The following is a 19858-nucleotide window of genomic DNA, read 5'->3' as shown; positions in this document are numbered from 1 at the left end:
AAAATGTCCCTCCAATATAACGGAGGGACATTTTATTTATTTTACTTGAATTGAGATCTTTTTATTCGTTGTATGATTCTCAGTAATCGTTAATGTTATATTACCGGATTCTTTAAATGAATATGATGAGAGTTGATAAAGCTCTTTTATACCATGTTTCTCTTTTAATTTATTGGCAGGAAGTAATGTTATGTTCGGTTTCCATGTTTCCTGTTTACCTGAAGGATAGTTTACTATTATTTCTGGATTATTTAATTGCATTGGTTTCCAAGAGGCAAAATGTAGCTTAACTTCTGTATCTTTTTTTAATAATTCTTCTGAGAAATATCCAAGCTCTCCAACGTTACCGAAAACAGTAAAGTTTTGATTTTGTAATGTGATATCTAAATGTTTAGGTTGATATGTTGCTGCGTGATAGATTCCATATGAAAGAGAAAGAGTAGCGGCGATTAAAATGCTGATTGAAAATGTCTTAAAGCTATTGCCTTTAAAACTAGTCATCATGAATGAGTTTGGAGTGAACTTTTTTGCGAATAAAAATATGAGTAATATGAGTAAGAGGGATAAGCTGATGAATATATACAAAGGAAATTTACACCTCCACAATAAAATAATGTATTGACTATATTTTACCATAAATGTATGGGGTAGGGTGTTGTTTTAGAAGGGAAAAGTGAGTATGGAATAAAGAGATGATCAATGTACTATGATCATCTCTTTATTTTTCGCATCATGTAAATGCAAGAAGGGTTACTCTTAGTTCGTATTGAATTAAGAGGGTAGGCTACTCTTGAAATATTTGATTAATGGGACATTGAGGACTTTCCTAATTATAAATATGTTTTCTGCTATAATGAATAAGTAGAAAGAAAGGAGTGATCCTATGGCATTTCCTATATTAGAAACAGAACGTTTGCGTTTAGTTGAAATAGAACAATCTTATTGTCAAAAAATATATGAAATCTTTTCATTGGATGAGGTAACGTGTTATTACGGTATGAATTCTTTTACAGAATTTGGACAAGCTTCACGTATGATTGAATCTTTTTCAAAAAATTACTTTGAGAAAAAGGCAATACGATGGGGGATTGTATTAAAAGAAACAAATACTTTAATAGGTACAATTGGATTAAATAATTTACAATTATGGAGTAAACGATCTGAAATTGGATATGACTTACATCCTCGTTATTGGGGGAATGGTTATGCGTCAGAAGCAGCCAGGGAAATTATTCGTTATGGATTTCAAGATTTAGGCTTATTTAGAATTGGTGCTATTACATACCCTGAAAATGTTACTTCTTGTAAAATGTTATGTAAAATAGGTTTTCATAAAGAAGGATTATTACGTGGATATATTCATCAAGGAAATAAGCAACATGATGCATTATTGTATTCTATAGTTCGAACGGATGTTGAAGATTTAAATTTATAATAAAAAACCCCTCTTAAATAAGAGGGGTTAAGTAAAAATTAACCTAACTTAGGTAATAAACGTTCTCCGCTTTTCATGCTACTTTTACATAAAGGGCATTTAGGCTCTTCTTCAAATGAAAAGTTCTTTCTCATCCATCCTAAACAATCCTCTGCTTCACATTCCCAGACAGGGGTTTGTTCTGGTGGTACTTCTGCTACATCGTTCTTTCGATTGCGATACATGTAACCACTCCTTTTATGTAAAAAATTTTAGTTATATATTAAAAAGGTTGTTAACCGTGCTGGTAACAACCTTTTTATTGTTTGAATTATAGCTTTACAACGTTTTTAGCTTGAGGTCCACGGTTACCGTCTTCAACTTCGAAGCTAACTTCTTGACCTTCGTCAAGAGATTTGAAGCCGTCGCCAGTGATAGCTGAGAAGTGAACGAATACGTCGTTGCCACCTTCAACTTCGATGAAACCGAAACCTTTTTCGCTGTTAAACCATTTTACTTTACCTGTTAATGTCATGGTAATGCCTCCTAAAAATTAAAAAGATTACAATATGTTCGGCCTTATTTGAATGAAAAATAAAATTTCACATATTATCAAAAACCCATAAGGAATATAAAATGTTCCTGATTGATACTTGATAATATGCAAAGAAAATATACTGTTAAATTGACCTTAATTACTATCTTACAACAAATGGTGGGAAATAGCAAGTGCTGGTAATACCAGTGTGAAATCGGATGGTAAAAGACACAAAAACATCTCTTTTATTTATATATTATTCCTAATTTTGGTTTATGCAAAATCATGTAAAAAATGGAGTGAAATATTATTAATAGGTCACTTGTGGTAAAATATGGTTGTTAACTGGTGGGAATTAAATATTAATAAAGGAAAAGGAGGAAAGAGAGTGAAAAATAATTCATTTAAAATAATTGAAGCAGCAAAAACAGGGAGAAAAAAAGTCCATCCAATCTTTGCTGTAATATTAGCCATTATATTTTTGACTTTAGGTGAACTATTTATGTTGTTTATGTTATTTTTACCCAAAGTTGAAACAACATTCATGAAAGGGATTTATGATAATATTAGAATGCTGTTAACATTTGGAGGAGCTATACTCATTTTATTTATATGGATTCGTTTTGTAGAAAAAAGGCCATTTTCATCCATTGGTTTTTGGAAAGAGAAATGGATGAGAAAGTATTTAAAAGGTGCATTAATAGGATTTGTATTTATTTCAATACCAGTTATTTTGCTGTTACTAATGGGAAGTGTAAAATTACAAGTACAACATATTACCTCAACAGTAATAGTAGGTATATTAGGATCCTTAGTTGCATTTTTAATACAAGGGGCAACTGAAGAAATTATTGTACGAGGTTGGTTATTCCCGGTTCTTTCTACTAGAGGTCGTATATGGGTTGGAATAATTGTTACTTCTTTTTTATTTGGATTTCTTCATCTCCTTAATCCGGGAATTACAATATTATCTATATCGAATATAATATTAGTTGGAGTATACGCAGCTTTATACGTATTGAAAGAAGATGGTCTATGGGGAATATGTGCATGGCACTCAATTTGGAATTGGGCGCAATATAATGTATATGGTTTCGCCGTTAGTGGTACAAATGTGTATTCCACTCCGATTTTTAAGTCTATAACAAATGGACCAGAAATATTGCATGGAGGCACATTTGGTATTGAAGGCAGTATCATTACAACAATAATGCTCTCCATCGCTTCAATTGTTTTATGGAAACAGTTATGGGGGAGAAAAGCGAAACAAAGAGATTTTAGTTAATGAAAGAGGGAGAAACTATGGGGATTATAGCGTTTGAGGGAGCAAGTGCGGTTGGTAAGAGCACAACGTGTCGTGAGTTAGAAAAGAATTATGGTGCTTATATTATACCTGAAGTGAATTTATTATTTGAAAGACCAAAAAATGAACATAGAACATGGTATTTTGAAAAACAAGTAGAGCGCTGGAAAATAGCAATGCAGAAGTCAGAGCAATATAAATTAGTAATACTTGATGGAGACATTTATCAGCCGCTTAGTTATAATTGGTGTTTCCATTTTGAAATATTTGATCAGCCATTATCTTTAATAGAAAACTTTTATAAAGAAAAGCTGATACATAGGGAAATTGGTTTTCCTGATCAATATTTTTATTTATATACGAATGATGAAGAACTTAGAAAACGGAAAGAATTTGACGAGACAAAAAGAAGAAGAAACTTTGAAAAACATTTACATATATCAAAATCGTTTCAACGTTATTATGAAAATTTAAATGCCATTACAGACGGGTACTGCAAAATAATTGAAGCGAAAAGTGTAAAAACGAATGAACTAGAAATTGTAAATAACTTAAACAGTTTACATGTGTGTGAAGAGAGTCGTTTTGATGTTTCGAGATTAGATGCGATTACGAAGTGGTTAAAAGAAAATCGCGCATAAAAAGAACGAGTACCTTATAAGGTACTCGTTCTTTTTATGCATATTGAATATGTAAGTTCGTTTCATAAATTGTTTTTAAAATTTGTAAGTTTGCTTGTTCATTTTTATGAATAGCATTTTTATATTTAGGTAAGAAAAGTTGAGAAGGATAAACTGGGTGTTCACCACAAATATCAATACAATAAATAGATTTATTCATAATTAGAGAATGAATAAATTGTAAAAGTCTAGATAATTTCATGTGCCCTTGATCCCAATTGGTAATAGTAACTTTTGGATCTAAAACATCTTTATCAATGCTTACATATATTGTTTCTGTATGAATATGTGAAAGTATTGTATGTATGGATACTTCATGTGATATATCAATTGGAAAAATTTCTACGTATGGACAATCATTAGAATGAATTGTAAGAGAAGAAGGCCCAATAATGATTACCTTCTTTAAATTATCATTATTTCGAAGAGAAAATGATACCCAAGATCCACAGGAAATAAGAGTCTGTTCATTCGCTCCCTGTAAGTTCATATCAGTATGATGATCAAATAGTATAAGGGTAAAAGGCTTGTTTATTTCTTCTAATAATAAATGAGATACATAATGATAATTTCCAGAACCTATAAAAGTAATTCCTTTATTCTTTCTGCGATTTAATGCTCTTTTTATATGCATTAAAGAAGTGTTTTCGCAATATAGATTTGCGTGTTCTAAATGAGTAAAATCAATATCTTCATGTGAATAAGAATGTAGTTTATTTTGTAATAAATACGTATCATCAAAGTTTAAAAAAGTTAAACCGTTATGCAATAAACTCATATTTATTCATCTCCTTTAAATATAAGGCTATCATTTATTTTTATAAAATTAAAATGAAATGCTTTGAGTGGAATTAGTATTTAGAAAAGATAGTGTTTTTGACAGAATAATCTTTCAATTTTTAAAGAAAAGAAATACAATATAAGGAAATATGTATGTACTTCAGGAAATAAAAAATATATAACAAATGGAAATGATATTTGGAATTAAATTGAGAAAAAAAGAAAGTTGAGATTAACTATCCGCAGCAGCTCTGGTGATCCGAAAAATAACCAATATTTCGAATTATTATTTGTGAAAGGAGAATAAAGATAAGTATGAAAAAGATTATTATTTCAGACCTTGATGGGACTTTATTAAGAAGTGATAAAACAATTTCAGAGAAATCTATTAATATTCTAAGGGAATGTAAAAATAATGGAGACGAATTGATTTTTGCTACAGCAAGGCCGCCAAGAGCTATAAAACAGTATATTCCCGACGTGTTAAAGAGTGAGATTATCATTTGTTATAACGGGGCTCTAGTTCTTAAAGGGAATGATATTTTATATGAAATGAAGATTTCTAAAAATAACATTTTAGAAATCATAGAAATAGCAAACAAGTATAATCTTCATGAGATTTGCCTTGAAATAGGTGATAAGTTGTATTCAAATTTTGATGTTACTTATTATTTTGGTAATATACCATGTGAAATTATGGATGTAAGAGGTTTAGAATTTGAAAAAGCTTCTAAAGCGATTATTTGTACTAAAGGCTCAATAAACCAGAAATTTATTAAAGAATTGCCTGATGAATGCAAGGCAGTCATTATAGATGACGGGACATTGTGTCAAATTATGCATGCAGAAGTTTCAAAATGGAATAGTATTCAATATGTTCTACAACACTTAAATCGAGACGTATCTGAAGTTATTGCCTTTGGAGATGACTACAATGATATGGAAATGATAGAGAAGTGTGGGGTTGGTGTAGCGATGAGTAACGCTGTTGAGGAATTAAAAGCAGTCGCTAAATTTATTGCTAAAAGTAACGATGAGGATGGAGTTGCTACATTTCTAGAAAGTAAAAGTTATGTTTATGTTGACTAGTATGAAAAAATTGTAGTAAGCAGCGAAAAAAGAGATGCTGCATCTGTTTTTGATAAATAGATATTATGAATGAGATATGCGGGAGGAAACGAGCAAGATGAAAACATTCTTTAAAATAATTGGAATTATAGCTGGCATGGCGGTAATCGGAGTAGGTTTAACATATGGTATGCTGTATTATTTGAATAATAGTAAACCAGCTGCGAAAAAGGCATCACCCGCTGCTCCGGCAGCAGAAGTGCTGGCTGATAGTAATGTAAAAGCTGAAGATGCAAAGGTTTTAGAAAATGGCAATCATTCATTACCAAATAGCGGCTTTAATAAAAATTTTAAATGGACAGATGAGAAAATACAGACAGCGTTACATGAAATGGCACATCAAAAAACGAAAGCTGATCAAAAGTGGGGCTATATTTTTATTACACAAGAACGTATTGAAAGTTTACTTGATATTGTAAAGAACAATGATCTAGTACAAGGAAAAATATATGCAGATATTTTAGAGAGATGGAAACAAGGAAAATATGAAAAAATGGATGCGGATCACAATCAGATTTGGAAATTACAAAGCGGGAATTTAGGCGAAGGAACAGGAGTAATGTCAGAAGCGGAACAAAAAGAGTTGATTAATCAGGTGTTTATGCAAAAAGGTACATATTCAGGTAGTAAATTAATTGCAGGTGGGGGACAGACTAATAAATAAGAGATATGTTGAAACACCTTTGTCATCATAATTACAAAGGTGTTTTTGTTGACACAAGAAATAAATGGGAATATGATTCATATATGAAATAAAATAGAGGGGCTTACATATGAATAACAGAGAGCTTTACGGTAATATTCGTGATGTTTATCATTTACTCCAAAAAAATCTAGATAAGGCAATTGAACAATATGATATAAGTTATGTACAATTTGGAGTGATTCAAGTACTCGCAAAATCTGGGAAAGTATCTATGTCAAAGTTAATTGAAAACATGGGATGTGTTCCAAGTAATATGACAACAATGATTCAACGGATGAAGCGAGATGGTTACGTAATGACAGAGAAGAACCCGAATGACCAACGTGAAACGCTCGTTTATTTAACTAAAAAAGGTGAAGAGACGAAAAAGCAAGTAGATGTGCAATATAGTGATTTTTTAAAAGAGAATTGTGGTTGTTTTACGAAAGAAGAAGAAGGACTTTTAGAGGCTTTATTATTAAAGTGGAAGAAGCACTTGAATTAAATATAGTAAAAATGTAACATTCTGTTACATTTTTATTTATATAAATACTTCATATGTGAAATAAAAACTAGTACAGTGAAAATTAAAGAAGGGATAATAATAAATAATTATTTCATATGTGAAATAAAGGGGAGTTATATATGGAGTTAAAGTCAATGATACGTATTTTGGCAATTGTAGCTTTTTTTGTTGGATTAGATTCATTATTAGTGGCACCTTTATTACCAGTAATTACAGAAACAATTAGTATCCCTGATGGGAGTGGAGGGTTATTAATTACTATTTATGCACTTTGTTATGGAATAACTGCACCCGTATTTGGAATGATGTCTGATAGAGTTGGAAGGAAACGTATGATCATAATAGGGTTTATTATTTTTTCTATTTCTACATTTTGTACGGGATTAGCGAAGAATTTTGAAATTCTTTTATTATTTCGCGGTCTAACAGGTTTATCTGGTGCAATGATTATGCCAAGTATTTTTGCATTAGTAGGAGATAAAGTTACATATGAGTCAAGAGGAAAAGCGATGGGAACAATTATGGGAGCAATGATAGGTTCAACAGTCATTGGAGTACCTATAGGCGCATTTTTATCTGAAATAGGAAATTGGCAATGGACATTTTATAGTATAGGACTTTTAACTTTATTTCTGACATTACTAATTAATCACATATTAAGAAATGAAAAAGAGAGAGAGGATGTACATGTTTCTTTAACGGAAACGGTGGATGCACCATTGAAAATGACTGTAGTAAATATATCAGTTTTATTTGCATTATTAGCAACGTTTCTATGGACAATTGGATTACATGGCATGTTTTCATACATAGGTGTTTATTATGAGAATAATTTTGGAATTTCTGTTGGTAAAATAGGTATAGTAATTTTTTTGGCAGGAGTTGGTAGTGTAGCTGGTAATATTTTAGGTGGAAAATTAGCTGATAAAATAGGAAAGAAGAGTGTTATAGTCATTGCGAGCATTGTATCCTCAATTAGTGTAATGTTATTCTCGCTTTCCACAGAAAATCTAGTAATTGCAATTATTGTACATATTATTTGGAGTTTATTTATTGGATTTGGACAAGCATCATTAACGGCACTAATTTCAGAATTAAAACCAGCTGTGCGAGGGACTGTAATGGCATTAAATAGCTCTGCCATGTATATTGGGATGACTATTGCTTCTGGCGTAGCGTCACTTGCCATAAGTAATGGATTTCCGTTTTTTTCTTTAGGAACAATCTGTGCAATTGCTAGTTTACTTGTCCTTCCAATCATATTTGTTCTAGTTAAAGAAAAAACATCACCTAATAAAAAGAAGATGACTATATAAGTGGTAGTAAAGAAAACGTGGGTTGATATTCTTTAAAGGATTTCAACTCATGTTTTCTTTCATATTATTTTATACTTTCATAACCTTTAATAGTGAAAGAAACGACTGTACTACAGGGGAAATCCATCTAGATTTATGATAGATTACATGGCTTTGAATAACTGTTGGAGTTTCAATAGGCTGAAAACAGAGTTGCTCTTTTTGACAACTTTCTTGTACAACGATGTAAGGAAGAATTGAAATTCCTAATTCACACATGACGGATTGTTTAATGACTTCAACGTTGGAAGTTTCAAATGTTTTAGCTGGAATATTCCCGCTTTGACGTAAAAAACGATCTACCATCGGTCTATAGCCGCAGCTTTGTTCCGTAAAGATAAACTGGGTATCGTTTAGTAAATAAAATGGATTAGAGTGTGTACAGTAATGGGGTGGTAAAATCCATCCAAATGTTTCATTACTAAAAGTACACGTAATAAAATCATTATGTTCTATACTTTCTCCAATTATGAAGACAACGTCTGTTTCTCCTTCATGTAATTTTTGTAATGCTTGTTCATTTGTGTTTGTTTCAAGTACGATATTTACTTTCGGATTTTTCTGTTTGTAAGTACGTAATAATTGTGGTAAACGATATACTGCTAATGATTCGTTTGATGTAATACTCAATGTACCTTCTAATTGATCGGTATTTTGAGGGATTTCTTGCGCTTTTTCATAAATTGCAAGTAATTCTAAAGCATAAGGATGAAATTGATGACCTGCTTTTGTAAGAAGTACTTTTTTTCCTAACCGATCGAAAAGAGGAATATGTAAATCGTTCTCTAATGCTTTCATATGCGCTGTAACTGTAGATTGCACATAACCTAATGCATGAGCAGCTTTAGAAAAACCACCATACTTAACAATCGCACAAAATGTTTTAACGTGTCTCATTTCCATAAACAATCCCTCTTTTATTATCATGATTTGTGAATGATTATATCACGTATTTCAATTTTCCAAATGATTAAATTCCTTATAAAATGAAATTGTAGAAATATTTATTCATTTAACATTGGAGGAGAAAAGATGAGTGAAAAGGGCTATCATGTAGCTGTTGTTGGGGCTACGGGTGCAGTAGGTCAGAAAATTATTGAACTGTTAGAAAAAGAAACAAAGTTTAATATAACTGAAGTTACGTTACTTTCGTCAAAAAGATCGGCTGGTAAGACAGTACAATTTAAAGGGCGAGAGATCATTATACAAGAAGCAAAAATAAATAGCTTTGAAGGGGTAGATATTGCCTTTTTTAGCGCTGGAGGAGAAGTTTCTAGACAATTTGTAAATCAAGCTGTCTCTAGCGGTGCCATCGTAATTGACAACACAAGTGAATATCGAATGGCACGTGATGTACCTCTTGTTGTTCCGGAAGTAAATGCGCACACTTTAAAGGAACATAAAGGGATAATAGCAGTTCCGAATTGTTCAGCATTACAGATGGTAACAGCTCTTCAGCCAATACGAAAAGTATTCGGATTAGAACGAATTATCGTTTCCACTTATCAGGCTGTATCGGGTTCTGGTATTCATGCAATTCAAGAATTAAAAGAACAGGCTAAGTCAATACTTGCAGGTGAAGAAGTGGAGAGTACTATATTACCAGCGAAAAAAGATAAAAAACATTATCCAATTGCATTTAATGTACTTCCTCAAGTAGATATATTCACGGATAATGATTTCACCTTTGAAGAAGTAAAGATGATACAAGAAACGAAGAAAATTTTAGAAGACCCAAACTTGAAAATGGCAGCTACTTGTGTGCGTGTTCCAGTTATATCAGGTCACTCAGAATCGGTTTATATAGAGCTTGAAAAAGAAGCAACTGTTGCAGAAATTAAAGAAGTATTGTTTGATGCACCAGGTGTTATTTTGCAGGATAACCCTAGTGAACAGCTGTATCCAATGCCATTATACGCAGAAGGGAAAATAGATACATTTGTCGGTAGAATTAGAAAAGATCCTGATACACCAAACGGATTCCATCTTTGGATCGTTTCCGATAATTTATTAAAAGGTGCGGCGTGGAACTCGGTGCAAATTGCAGAAACGATGGTGGAAGAGGGAATCATTTAGTATGAAGGAAACTAGGGAACTGTTAAAGATTACAGTTTCCTAGTTTTTATTTTATAACTGTTCGCTTTATTCCAGCCGTATTTGATTTGAAAGACAGTAAAAAACATCAAGAATGAATACAATTTATTTGGTACGATATGGATAAATTCAATAAGGGGGAATTAGATGTATCAAGTAAAGGGGTATTTTTCATCGCTAAAAGGAAGTCATTATGAAATCGGTAAGCAACAAGGGGAATTTGTAAAACAACATCCTTACCTTATTCCGCAATTTATACAGAAAGAAAATTTAATATCGCATCAGCATTGGACAGAATCTAGGAACATATTACATAATTATTGTCCAGGAATTAATGAAGAGATTGAAGGGTTTTGTGAAGTATTAAAAATTTCATCTGAAAATATGATGTATTATTATCAAACACTATTAAAAGCAGGTTGTAGCCATTGTGCTGTTTTACCTAAAAAGACAGATTTAAAGCATACTTATGTATTAAGAAACTATGATTTGTCACCAGTAATAGATGATATGCGTTTTTGTTCGACTCATGTTGAAGGTGCATATGCACATAGTGGCTTTTCTACTCAATATTTTGGCCGAACGGAAGGAGTTAACGAGCATGGATTATCTGTTACATTTTCAGCATGTGGTCAACCGGTTGGAAATATTGCGGGTTTAAGAAAGCCAGCGGTAAGTGGTTTACAATGTTTTGCGGTCATTAGAGTATTATTGGAGAAATGCAAAAATGTGCAGGAGGCTAAGTCACTAATAGAAGAAATACCAATTGCTAGTAATATGAATCTAATAGTAGCCGACCCTGTAGATGCAGTATGTATTGAAATATTTGATGGATATAAATCAATAATCACAATTGTTGAGGAAAGCCAAGATTTTATCGTATCAACAAACCACGCAATTAGTTTACCTATTCAAAAACTGAATAGTAGAAGATTAGAACAATCTACAAACCGATATCACACATTGTATGAACATTTAAATCGAAATGAACAAGTGAGTATAGAGTCTTTAAAAGGATTAGTACAAAAAGAATATCCTGCCGGGCTGACGGTGCATAATTATGAAGAATGGTTTGGAACTTTACATTCCGTATTATTTGATTTGCATGAATGCACAATGAATATTTGTTTCGGGTCTCCACTTTTAAATGACTGGTACTCGTTGGAGGTTGGAGGGAGTCTTCCTTTTTCTGAGGTGAATGTGAACTTTGAAAATAAAACTTATACTGATTTTTGGAGAGAAGAGAATAATAAATTGATTCCAAAAGGGTAAATGGGGTAATATGGTAGCACCGAAGGAGGTTATTTATACTGGAGGGATTACCGATGCTAAACATTTTATTAATGTTTGTTTTTATCATTTTTTTAGCCGTTTCCATGTATATTGCGTATCAAAAAAGAAAAAAAGCAGAAATAAAAGGATTGAAGAGTGCATTAACTTCAATTTGTTTCTTTTCACTTGCAATTTTTAATTTGTTCGCATATTGGTTTCAGTTCGGCGGTATGTTGACAGTGCTATTTTCAATCGTATTATTGTTAGTTGGGGCTTATTTTACAAAATATATTCCAATTTCCAAAAAGGTACACTAAAATTTATAGTTAATACTTTATTTCATTATGAAAAGAGATTATTCTACTAGGTCGTTATGAAATGACTTCATAGGATAATCTCTTTTGTTCGTTTAATTTTGTAAAGAATGTACGGTTAGTTTCAATTGTTTAATAAATTCTCGAGTTGCAGCACACATATATTTATCTTTTCTATAAATAAGCCCTATTTCTATTATTGGAGTAGGATTTTCTATTTTAATAGCTTGAATGTTTTTATTTTGTAAAAAGTCTATATACGGTTTTGGTAAAACTGTAATCCCCATGCCTTTTGAAACCATTTGGATTAAAGATTCCATTGTACTAATTTCTAAAATTGGTTTTGGTTTAAAGTTGAATTTTTGACAATGGGATGTAATTAATTCGGTTAAAAAGAAATTTTTAGGTAAAAGAATTAAAGGGTAATTCTGCAATTCAGCAATAGATACATGATTATGTTCAGCTAATTGATGACCAGTTGGTACGACTATTATAAGTTCACTTTTGTAGAGAGGGATAGAAATAATTTCTTTATCGTGCACTGGTAGAAATGTAATGCCAATATTTAGTTCGTTTTGTAATAATTTTTCACGAATATCTCCTGTGCGAAGTCCTAATACAGAAAGTTCTATATTGGGATATAAATTATTAAAATTTAAAATAGCTGGTGGTAGTAAGTAATTTACGACGGTTAATAATGATCCAATTGTTAAGGAACCTTGTTGTAATCCGTTTAAATCTTGAATAGCAGAACGGGCTTGTTCAACTTCATGAAAAATTGTTTTACTATGTAATAATAAAATCCTCCCAGCTTCGGTTAAAGATATTTTTTTACCAATTCGATCGAAAAGGGGCATTCCAACTTCATGCTCTAATGCACGTATTTGTTGACTTAGTGAAGGCTGTGAAATATTTAATTTCTCAGCTGCTTTTGTGAAATGTAATTCTTTTGAAACAGCTAAAAAGTATTCAAGTTGTCGTAATTCGATTGGAATCACCTCAAGTATAATAATAGGATATACCTATCATTATTATATAAATAATTGAATTGAACAATGATTTTAGAGGTTTTATAATCATCTTTATATAACAGAGAGGGTTATAAAAATTAACCGAGAGAAAATACATGTAACACCTTTAAAGGAGGCAATAGAATGGCTAATGAATATCAATTATTATCTTTAAATATAGGATTACCAAAAGAGGTTACATACGGCGGAAAAGTAATTCATACAGGCATAAATAAGAAACAAGTAAAGGAACCGGTATATTTATCTTTTGTAAAATTTAATGGGGATGGACAAGCTGACTTAGTTCATCATGGAGGAGTAGATAAAGCAGTTTGTGTTTATACTGGTGATCACTATCCATACTGGGAAAAAGAGTTGAATCAAGATCTTGTATATGGGGCTTTCGGAGAAAATATAACAGTTAGTGATATGCGCGAAGAGGATGTTTGTATTGGTGATACATTTCAAATTGGAGAAGCAGTTGTACAAGTAACGCAGCCAAGGCAACCTTGTTTTAAATTAGCTAAGAAATACAATATCCCGAAGTTACCACTATATTTTCAAGAAACAGGATATACAGGGTTTTATTTTCGCGTATTAAAAGAAGGATGGGTATCATCAGTCGATACTTTAAAAAGACTACAGTCTGATCCAAAGGGTGTTTCAGTAGCGTTTGCTAACCGTATCATGCACAAGGAAAAGCAAAATATTGAAGGGATAAAAAGGATATTAGAAGTAAATGCACTTTCAAGTAGTTGGAGAAAGTCTTTTGAAAAGCGTATAAGTGGAGAAGAAATTAATACGAAGGAAAGACTTGAAGGGATAAAAGAATAAAAATCTTTTATTATAAATAGTGTATTTCTATTAGTAAAAACGAATTAGAAAGCGCTATTTTTATATAATAAACTCATTAATATCCAAAAATCCTAATATTGTTTTATTCGACTTGTTTTCGAATAGTCGAAACATAAAATTAATTAGACTTTTTTTTTATATTTTATGATAGTATATTGATTGGTAAGACCTATTACTTTAAGAGCAGGTTCTACAACTATATCTAATTTGATGGAATTAACATATGGAGGGACAACATGGGGAATGTTGAAAGTTTTGAAAAACTTCTTTTAGAAGAACCGAAAAGAGAGCAGTTATTTCCTTTATTTGAAGAAGTGTTTGGGATTTCAAGTCAAACATTGCATGATTTTTCAGAGAGAGGTTATTGGGATGATACATATAAAGCTTTATCATTTTTACAAGAAGATAAAGCGATTGCAAACGTTGCGGTATTCTCGTTACCATTGCTAGTGAATGGTGAAAGAATAAATGCAGCAGGCATTCAATCGGTGATGACACACCCTAATTTTCGAAGACAAGGACTCATGACACAATTAATGAGTAAAATGATAGAAGAAATCGATAAGAAATGTGAATGCACATTATTGTTTACGGAAAAACCTGAACTATATACATCATATGGTTTTAAAGTTGTGCAGGAGTATTTGATGACTATTCCATATGATAAAAAGAATAATAATGATTCCTTACTTAGAGAGCTAGATTATTATATGGAAGAGGATAGAAAATTAATACATGAAACTATAGATAGTAGCCAAAGACTTTCAAATAATTTTTCAACATTAAACTTCCGTCCTTCGTTTTATTTGAATATGTACAATTCGGAATGTAATGAGAAATTGTATTATTCAGAGAAACTCGATGCTCTAATTGTGTATGAAGTAGATAATGAAAAGTTGAAATTATATGGAGTGTTTGCACCAGTAATTCCAGTTTTAGATGAAATATGTGGGGAGATCGCTGAAAGATTTACAGAAATCGAATTTTACTTCTCTCCAGATCAATTAGGGGTTGAGGATGTACAGTTTACAGAATTACAATCAAGTAAGTATTTAATGGTTCGAAGTAATAGAGAGTTGGATTTGAAAGGTTATAAATTCCCAGTATTAGTAGAATTTTAAATGTGTATATAGATGCTTTATTAGGGAGGAACTATGAAAATATCACATATACCAGAACATATTGAGCAACTTACTATAATGAATGTACCTGAATATTATAAGCTTAATAACAATCATGCGCTTATTGTCCGCTCGAAAGCCGAAACAGATTTTTGGCTTAAAACACATTATGGATTCGAAGTAATGAATGGTCATGTATTTTATACAGAGACGATGACAGACTTTCAAGCTGAAGTTCAATTGCGTATGAATCCAAATTCAAAATTCGATCAAGCTGGTCTTTTTGTTATGGTTTCGGAAAAGTGTTGGCTGAAAACTTCATTAGAATATATTCCAGATGGTCCATCTCATTTAGGAGCTGTCGTAACGAATAATGGATATTCCGATTGGTCCACGCAAGACTTTCCGACAGAATTAGCTAACGAGCAACTGCGTTTTCGAATTGTTCGTGAACGTGGTGATTATACAATATATGTGAAGAAGATCCACCAATGGGAACAAATAAGAATCGCTCATTTGATGGAGGATATAGGAAATAAGCCTATTAAAATAGGTTTTTACACGTGTAGTCCGTCTAAAAATAATGGATTTGAGACTGAGTTTTTAGAGTTTACAACTGAAAAAATATAGATGAAAAACCGTATTCTTTTCATTAGGAATGCGGTTTTTATATGTATATAATAAAAAGCACATTTATTGACCGTAAAGTCATTAATGCTTATCATTTAATAATGTTAAATATTAATTTACATAATATAATAGGAATAAGAAAGAAATTACAAACTACAGCGCTTAAATAAGGAGGGATATGAGTTATTAGGGGGTAATTTCATGGGAAAAGGAGATTATGTATGAAATCATTTCGTAAATTATTACAGTATTTAAAACCATACATGTTCTTCGCTATTATTGGACCACTATTTATGGTACTTGAGGTTGCGATGGACTTAATTCAACCGACTATTATGCAACATATTATTGATGTTGGGATAGCAAATCGGGATATGAATTATGTAATAAAAATGGGACTTCTTATGATAGGAGCTGCAGCACTCGGTTTAGTTGGAGGGCTTGGGTGTATGATGTATTCTACAAAAGCAGCTGTTAATTTCGCTACTGACATACGAAAAAATGTGTTTACGAAAATAGAAACATTTTCTAGTGAAAATCGTGATTCGTTTGGAACTGGAAAGTTATTAACGATAGTGACAAATGATATTACATCTATTCAATCGGCGATGACGATGACATTACGTGTTCTCGTTCGTGGTCCTTTGTTATTTATCGGAAGTATCATAATTGTTTTTGTGACAGCACGCGAGTTATTTCCTATATTACTCGTAGTCGTTCCAATTTTATTACTTGCCATTATATTCATTGCGAGTAAAGCGAGCGGGACGTTCAAAAAGGTGCAAGAAGCATTAGATAAAGTGAATACAAAGTTACAAGAAAATTTATCTGGAGTACGTGTTATTAAAGCGTATGTAAGACAAAAATATGAAATTAATCAGTTTGGAAATGTTAATACAAATTTAACGAAGATAAATATTCGAGCGGTGCAGCTTATTTCCTTAATGATGCCAATCATAATGTTAGTTGTAAGCGGAGGGATTGTCGCAACATTATGGATTGGTGGAGAAAAAGTATTTAACGGGACTCTTCAAGTAGGAGCTATATTAGCGTTTATAAATTATTTGAATATCATTTTAATGTCACTTATGTCTATCAGTATGGTATTTATGCAAATCGCGCGAGCATTTCCGTCTGCGGATCGAGTACAGCAAGTTTTAAATACTGAGGTTGATATTACGAGCGAAACAAATGCGCTTGTACCTAAGGAAATTGAGGGGAATATTGATTTTAAAAATGTTAGTTATAGTTATACGAAAAATAATGAATATGTTTTAAAAGATATTTCATTTCGCATATGTAAAGGTGAAAAAGTAGGGGTTATCGGTTCTACAGGAAGTGGTAAATCTACTTTAGCAAAATTGTTACCACGCTTATACGATGTTGATCAAGGTGAAATATGTATTGATGGAATAAATGTTAAGGCATACGATTTACAAAAACTTCGTGGTTCAATCGGGTTTGTACCTCAAAAGGCATTGTTGTTTTCAGGTAGTATAGAAGAGAACTTACGTTATGGAAAAGAAGATGCAACGAAGGAAGAGCTGGAAGTGGCGGCTTCATCAGCTTGTGCGACTGAGTTTATTAACAAACTGGAAGATTCTTATCAATATCATGTAACACAAGGTGCGACGAATTTATCAGGTGGACAAAAACAACGTGTATCCATTGCAAGGGCGCTTGTGAGAAAGCCATCTATTCTTGTATTAGATGATTCTACATCAGCAGTTGATGCTAAATCAGAATCTAACATTCAATCAGCATTAAGGAGAGAATATAAAGGAACAACAACATTATTAATTGCTTCTAAAATCTCATCAATAATAGATGCTGATAAAATTCTCGTTTTAGATAATGGTGAATTAGTTGGTGATGGTACACATAAAGAACTGTTAGAACAATGCGAGGTTTATCAAGAAATCTATCTTTCCCAAGGTGGCAATTTGTATAAGGAAGGTGGGAAAGAACATGCGTAATTTTCAAGGGCAATTTGCTAATAAAGGTGGACGTAACGCGCCTAAGTTAGGGAAAGCTAAAAATACGACAGGAACTGTAATGCGAGTATGGAACTATATGGGGTATCAAAAAGTTGCTCTTACGTTCGTTATATTTTTAGTATTTGCTACAACGTTACTTGGATTATTAGGTCCTTATTTAATGGGAGTAATTATAGATCAATATATTGTACCGAAAGATTTAAATGGCACAGCAAGAATGTGCATGTTACTTATCGCAATTTATGGTATTACAGTGTTTTTAACTTGGTTACAAACATTTGTCATGGTTAACGTTGCATTAAAAACGATACAAAAAATAAGACAAGATATTTTTGAGAAAATCCAAACGCTTTCTTTACGGTTCTTTGATGTACGTTCTCAAGGGGATTTAATGAGTCGTGTAACAAATGATATAGATAATTTGAATCAAGCGTTGACACAAAGTGTTGTACAAATTATTTCATCAGCGCTAACTTTTATAGGTGTGACGATTGCGATGTTCGCATTAGATTGGATTTTAGCGATTGTTACTTTAATTACAGTACCTATTATGTTTTTCGTTACAAAAAAACTAGTTGCTTATAGTGGTAAAAACTTTGCAAAGCGTCAAAAAGATTTAGGAGAATTAAATGGATTTATTGAGGAAGCTATAACAGGTGCGGATGTTACAACGTTATATGGGAAAGAAAAAGAAACCGTACAAAATTTCAATAAAATTAATGAACAGCTAAGAGTTTCTGCAACGAAGGCGGATACATTTTCAGCTTTTATTTTTCCGAGTATGAACTTTATTAACAACTTAGGTATGGGACTTGTAATTGGGACTGGGTCAGTAATGGCTTTAAATGGAATGACAACAGTAGGTGTCATTGCAGCTTTTATTAATTATTCTCGTCAATTCTCAAGACCACTCAGTCAATTCGCAACTTTAATGAATACGATTCAAGCGGCAGTGGCTGGTGGGGAACGTGTCTTTGAAATTATGGATGAAGTACCGGAAATCAAAAATAAAAAAGATGCATTCGTTGTACAAAATTTACAAGGACATGTTGCACTCGAGAATGTTTCATTTGGGTATGAGGAAAATAAAACGATTTTAAAAGAAGTGAGTCTTAAAGCGCGGCCAGGGGAGACAATTGCTTTAGTAGGTCCAACTGGATCGGGCAAAACAACAATCATTAATTTGCTAACGCGCTTTTACGATATACAGCAAGGACAAATTCATATTGATGGAAAAAACATAAAAGAATATGATATGAATTCGTTGCGAAGTAAAATAGGAGTAGTTTTACAAGATACGTATTTATTTGCTGGGACGATTATGGATAATATACGTTATGGGCGATTAGATGCGAGTGATGAAGAAGTAATCAATGCAGCTAAGGCAGCATCTGCACATTCTTTTATAAAACATTTACCGAATCAATATGAAACAAAAATAGCTTCAGAAGGATCGAATTTAAGTCAAGGACAGAAACAACTTCTTGCAATTGCAAGGGCAATTTTAGCAGATGCAGATATATTAATTCTCGACGAAGCAACATCTAATATTGATACGAGAACAGAATTACAAATACAAGAAGGACTAAACAATTTAATGAGAGGTCGAACAAGTTTCGTAATCGCTCATCGACTGAAAACGATTGAAAAAGCAGATCAAATCCTTGTTATAAAAGATGGAAGTATTTTGGAAAAAGGGAACCATGAATCTCTCATGGAAGATAGAGGATTTTACTTTGATCTGTATACGAGTCAGTTTAAAATTTAAGAAGAATTTTTGATAGGGTGCGGTTTCTCTAGAAAGGAGAAACCGCATTTTTATATTTATAAAGATAATTAGAAATATAGACTTGAATTTTTTTAGATACACGAATTGTTAGCAAATACTAGAAACTTCAGTGCCAGACGGGAACAATAATTTACGAGGTATTGTAATAATCTCAAGAGCCATCTGGGCTGAATGGAGAAGTATTGGAGTTAACTCTAAAGCGTGTGTTAATAATAATATAAAGCTTGTTAGAATTGCAAAGCTTCCCCAAAAGAAACTTTTTGAAGTGTTACGGAAATCTTTTATTAAGGAAAAGAAAGAAAAAAATGCTGTAACAACAAGAATTAAAAATTTATACTTATCAGCCATTAAACCCCTCCTAAAGAAC

The 19858-nt window shown here is 32.2% G+C and carries 22 protein-coding genes; 15 read left to right on the top strand and 7 right to left on the bottom strand.

Features of this window, described 5'->3' with window-relative positions:
- Positions 1-36 precede the first annotated feature (36 nt).
- Positions 37-585 carry a hypothetical protein gene (locus tag QCI47_RS15735; protein WP_000275268.1) on the bottom strand — a complete coding sequence of 183 codons (549 nt, stop codon included), beginning with the start codon at positions 583-585 and terminating at the stop codon, positions 37-39.
- Between the two features lie 298 nt (positions 586-883).
- Here QCI47_RS15735 and QCI47_RS15730 point away from each other — a divergent pair, with 298 nt between their 5' ends.
- Entirely contained in the window at positions 884-1435 is a 552-nt protein-coding gene (locus QCI47_RS15730; protein WP_000885380.1) for a GNAT family N-acetyltransferase, read from the top strand.
- Between the two features lie 38 nt (positions 1436-1473).
- On the opposite strand, the gene QCI47_RS15725 is transcribed toward QCI47_RS15730, so the two are convergent.
- Positions 1474-1659, bottom strand: a complete 186-nt coding sequence (locus tag QCI47_RS15725; protein WP_000286198.1) for a cold-shock protein — start codon at positions 1657-1659, stop codon at positions 1474-1476.
- Between the two features lie 86 nt (positions 1660-1745).
- A complete protein-coding gene (gene cspD, locus QCI47_RS15720) occupies positions 1746-1949 on the bottom strand; it encodes a cold-shock protein CspD (protein WP_000176368.1) in 204 nt (67 codons plus the stop codon).
- A gap of 391 nt (positions 1950-2340) precedes the next feature.
- Here cspD and QCI47_RS15715 point away from each other — a divergent pair, with 391 nt between their 5' ends.
- Both QCI47_RS15715 and QCI47_RS15710 read left to right on the top strand, forming a co-directional pair.
- The gene (locus tag QCI47_RS15715; RefSeq protein ID WP_000794828.1) at positions 2341-3237 is read left to right on the top strand and encodes a CPBP family intramembrane glutamic endopeptidase; all 897 of its coding nucleotides are present in this window, start codon (positions 2341-2343) and stop codon (positions 3235-3237) included.
- The gene (locus tag QCI47_RS15710; protein WP_000657887.1) at positions 3237-3896 is read left to right on the top strand and encodes a nucleoside/nucleotide kinase family protein; all 660 of its coding nucleotides are present in this window, start codon (positions 3237-3239) and stop codon (positions 3894-3896) included. The genes QCI47_RS15715 and QCI47_RS15710 overlap by 1 nt, the downstream gene beginning before the upstream one ends.
- A 34-nt stretch (positions 3897-3930) precedes the next feature.
- Here the strand turns inward: QCI47_RS15710 and QCI47_RS15705 are convergent, their stop codons facing one another.
- Entirely contained in the window at positions 3931-4713 is a 783-nt protein-coding gene (locus QCI47_RS15705) for an arginase family protein (RefSeq protein ID WP_309422733.1), read from the bottom strand.
- Positions 4714-5030: 317 nt separating this feature from the next.
- Here QCI47_RS15705 and QCI47_RS15700 point away from each other — a divergent pair, with 317 nt between their 5' ends.
- From QCI47_RS15700 to QCI47_RS15685, 4 genes are all read left to right on the top strand, one after another.
- Positions 5031-5804: an HAD family hydrolase gene (locus QCI47_RS15700; protein WP_353811852.1), complete on the top strand. Its 774-nt coding sequence runs from the start codon at positions 5031-5033 to the stop codon at positions 5802-5804.
- Positions 5805-5901: 97 nt separating this feature from the next.
- Entirely contained in the window at positions 5902-6507 is a 606-nt protein-coding gene (locus QCI47_RS15695) for a PRK06770 family protein (protein ID WP_000846580.1), read from the top strand.
- Between the two features lie 109 nt (positions 6508-6616).
- Positions 6617-7033: a MarR family winged helix-turn-helix transcriptional regulator gene (locus tag QCI47_RS15690; RefSeq protein WP_001065034.1), complete on the top strand. Its 417-nt coding sequence runs from the start codon at positions 6617-6619 to the stop codon at positions 7031-7033.
- A gap of 140 nt (positions 7034-7173) precedes the next feature.
- Positions 7174-8370, top strand: coding sequence for an MFS transporter (locus QCI47_RS15685; protein ID WP_048556993.1), 1197 nt, complete (start codon positions 7174-7176; stop codon positions 8368-8370).
- A 69-nt stretch (positions 8371-8439) separates the two neighbouring features.
- On the opposite strand, the gene QCI47_RS15680 is transcribed toward QCI47_RS15685, so the two are convergent.
- Positions 8440-9312: a LysR family transcriptional regulator gene (locus tag QCI47_RS15680; protein WP_000425885.1), complete on the bottom strand. Its 873-nt coding sequence runs from the start codon at positions 9310-9312 to the stop codon at positions 8440-8442.
- Positions 9313-9441: 129 nt separating this feature from the next.
- On the opposite strand from QCI47_RS15680, the gene QCI47_RS15675 reads away from it, so the two are divergent.
- The 3 genes from QCI47_RS15675 to QCI47_RS15665 all read left to right on the top strand — a co-directional run bounded on the left by QCI47_RS15675 (position 9442) and on the right by QCI47_RS15665 (position 12092).
- Positions 9442-10485 carry an aspartate-semialdehyde dehydrogenase gene (locus QCI47_RS15675; RefSeq protein ID WP_001290626.1) on the top strand — a complete coding sequence of 348 codons (1044 nt, stop codon included), beginning with the start codon at positions 9442-9444 and terminating at the stop codon, positions 10483-10485.
- A 165-nt stretch (positions 10486-10650) separates the two neighbouring features.
- Complete coding sequence (locus QCI47_RS15670; protein WP_000285217.1) at positions 10651-11775, top strand: C45 family autoproteolytic acyltransferase/hydrolase; 1125 nt, start codon at positions 10651-10653, stop codon at positions 11773-11775.
- Between the two features lie 53 nt (positions 11776-11828).
- Positions 11829-12092, top strand: coding sequence for a hypothetical protein (locus QCI47_RS15665; RefSeq protein ID WP_000932117.1), 264 nt, complete (start codon positions 11829-11831; stop codon positions 12090-12092).
- Between the two features lie 92 nt (positions 12093-12184).
- Here the strand turns inward: QCI47_RS15665 and QCI47_RS15660 are convergent, their stop codons facing one another.
- Entirely contained in the window at positions 12185-13087 is a 903-nt protein-coding gene (locus QCI47_RS15660) for a LysR family transcriptional regulator (protein ID WP_000612252.1), read from the bottom strand.
- 156 nt (positions 13088-13243) lie between these two features.
- Here QCI47_RS15660 and QCI47_RS15655 point away from each other — a divergent pair, with 156 nt between their 5' ends.
- The 5 genes from QCI47_RS15655 (at position 13244) to QCI47_RS15635 (ending at position 19470) form a co-directional block, all read left to right on the top strand.
- Positions 13244-13933, top strand: a complete 690-nt coding sequence (locus QCI47_RS15655; protein ID WP_001262994.1) for an MOSC domain-containing protein — start codon at positions 13244-13246, stop codon at positions 13931-13933.
- A 257-nt stretch (positions 13934-14190) separates the two neighbouring features.
- Entirely contained in the window at positions 14191-15075 is an 885-nt protein-coding gene (locus QCI47_RS15650) for a GNAT family N-acetyltransferase (protein WP_353811851.1), read from the top strand.
- 33 nt (positions 15076-15108) lie between these two features.
- Positions 15109-15705 (top strand): DUF1349 domain-containing protein, encoded by a 597-nt coding sequence (locus QCI47_RS15645; RefSeq protein ID WP_071742210.1) that lies wholly within the window; start codon positions 15109-15111, stop codon positions 15703-15705.
- A gap of 221 nt (positions 15706-15926) precedes the next feature.
- Positions 15927-17681 (top strand): ABC transporter ATP-binding protein, encoded by a 1755-nt coding sequence (locus tag QCI47_RS15640; protein WP_000834810.1) that lies wholly within the window; start codon positions 15927-15929, stop codon positions 17679-17681.
- Positions 17674-19470 (top strand): ABC transporter ATP-binding protein, encoded by a 1797-nt coding sequence (locus tag QCI47_RS15635; protein ID WP_071742208.1) that lies wholly within the window; start codon positions 17674-17676, stop codon positions 19468-19470. The genes QCI47_RS15640 and QCI47_RS15635 overlap by 8 nt, the downstream gene beginning before the upstream one ends.
- 108 nt (positions 19471-19578) lie before the next feature.
- Here QCI47_RS15635 and QCI47_RS15630 read toward each other — a convergent pair whose 3' ends face one another.
- A complete protein-coding gene (locus QCI47_RS15630) occupies positions 19579-19839 on the bottom strand; it encodes a hypothetical protein (RefSeq protein ID WP_046197421.1) in 261 nt (86 codons plus the stop codon).
- Positions 19840-19858: the final 19 nt, after the last annotated feature.

This window comes from Bacillus cereus group sp. RP29 (genome assembly GCF_040459765.1).
In the GTDB taxonomy this organism is placed as follows: domain Bacteria; phylum Bacillota; class Bacilli; order Bacillales; family Bacillaceae_G; genus Bacillus_A; species Bacillus_A paranthracis.
This window is presented reverse-complemented; position numbering and strand designations above follow the sequence as displayed.

Excerpts from the sequence above, each read along its gene's own strand:
- QCI47_RS15730 (WP_000885380.1), top strand. The coding sequence starts at position 884 with ATGGCATTTCCTATATTAGAAACAGAACGTTTGCGTTTAGTTGAAATA.
- QCI47_RS15725 (WP_000286198.1), bottom strand. The coding sequence starts at position 1,659 with ATGTATCGCAATCGAAAGAACGATGTAGCAGAAGTACCACCAGAACAA.
- cspD (WP_000176368.1), bottom strand. The coding sequence starts at position 1,949 with ATGACATTAACAGGTAAAGTAAAATGGTTTAACAGCGAAAAAGGTTTC.
- QCI47_RS15710 (WP_000657887.1), top strand. The coding sequence starts at position 3,237 with ATGAAAGAGGGAGAAACTATGGGGATTATAGCGTTTGAGGGAGCAAGT.
- QCI47_RS15705 (WP_309422733.1), bottom strand. The coding sequence starts at position 4,713 with ATGAGTTTATTGCATAACGGTTTAACTTTTTTAAACTTTGATGATACG.
- QCI47_RS15700 (WP_353811852.1), top strand. The coding sequence starts at position 5,031 with ATGAAAAAGATTATTATTTCAGACCTTGATGGGACTTTATTAAGAAGT.
- QCI47_RS15695 (WP_000846580.1), top strand. The coding sequence starts at position 5,902 with ATGAAAACATTCTTTAAAATAATTGGAATTATAGCTGGCATGGCGGTA.
- QCI47_RS15690 (WP_001065034.1), top strand. The coding sequence starts at position 6,617 with ATGAATAACAGAGAGCTTTACGGTAATATTCGTGATGTTTATCATTTA.
- QCI47_RS15685 (WP_048556993.1), top strand. The coding sequence starts at position 7,174 with ATGGAGTTAAAGTCAATGATACGTATTTTGGCAATTGTAGCTTTTTTT.
- QCI47_RS15680 (WP_000425885.1), bottom strand. The coding sequence starts at position 9,312 with ATGGAAATGAGACACGTTAAAACATTTTGTGCGATTGTTAAGTATGGT.
- QCI47_RS15675 (WP_001290626.1), top strand. The coding sequence starts at position 9,442 with ATGAGTGAAAAGGGCTATCATGTAGCTGTTGTTGGGGCTACGGGTGCA.
- QCI47_RS15670 (WP_000285217.1), top strand. The coding sequence starts at position 10,651 with ATGTATCAAGTAAAGGGGTATTTTTCATCGCTAAAAGGAAGTCATTAT.
- QCI47_RS15665 (WP_000932117.1), top strand. The coding sequence starts at position 11,829 with ATGCTAAACATTTTATTAATGTTTGTTTTTATCATTTTTTTAGCCGTT.
- QCI47_RS15655 (WP_001262994.1), top strand. The coding sequence starts at position 13,244 with ATGGCTAATGAATATCAATTATTATCTTTAAATATAGGATTACCAAAA.
- QCI47_RS15650 (WP_353811851.1), top strand. The coding sequence starts at position 14,191 with ATGGGGAATGTTGAAAGTTTTGAAAAACTTCTTTTAGAAGAACCGAAA.
- QCI47_RS15645 (WP_071742210.1), top strand. The coding sequence starts at position 15,109 with ATGAAAATATCACATATACCAGAACATATTGAGCAACTTACTATAATG.
- QCI47_RS15640 (WP_000834810.1), top strand. The coding sequence starts at position 15,927 with ATGAAATCATTTCGTAAATTATTACAGTATTTAAAACCATACATGTTC.
- QCI47_RS15635 (WP_071742208.1), top strand. The coding sequence starts at position 17,674 with ATGCGTAATTTTCAAGGGCAATTTGCTAATAAAGGTGGACGTAACGCG.
- QCI47_RS15630 (WP_046197421.1), bottom strand. The coding sequence starts at position 19,839 with ATGGCTGATAAGTATAAATTTTTAATTCTTGTTGTTACAGCATTTTTT.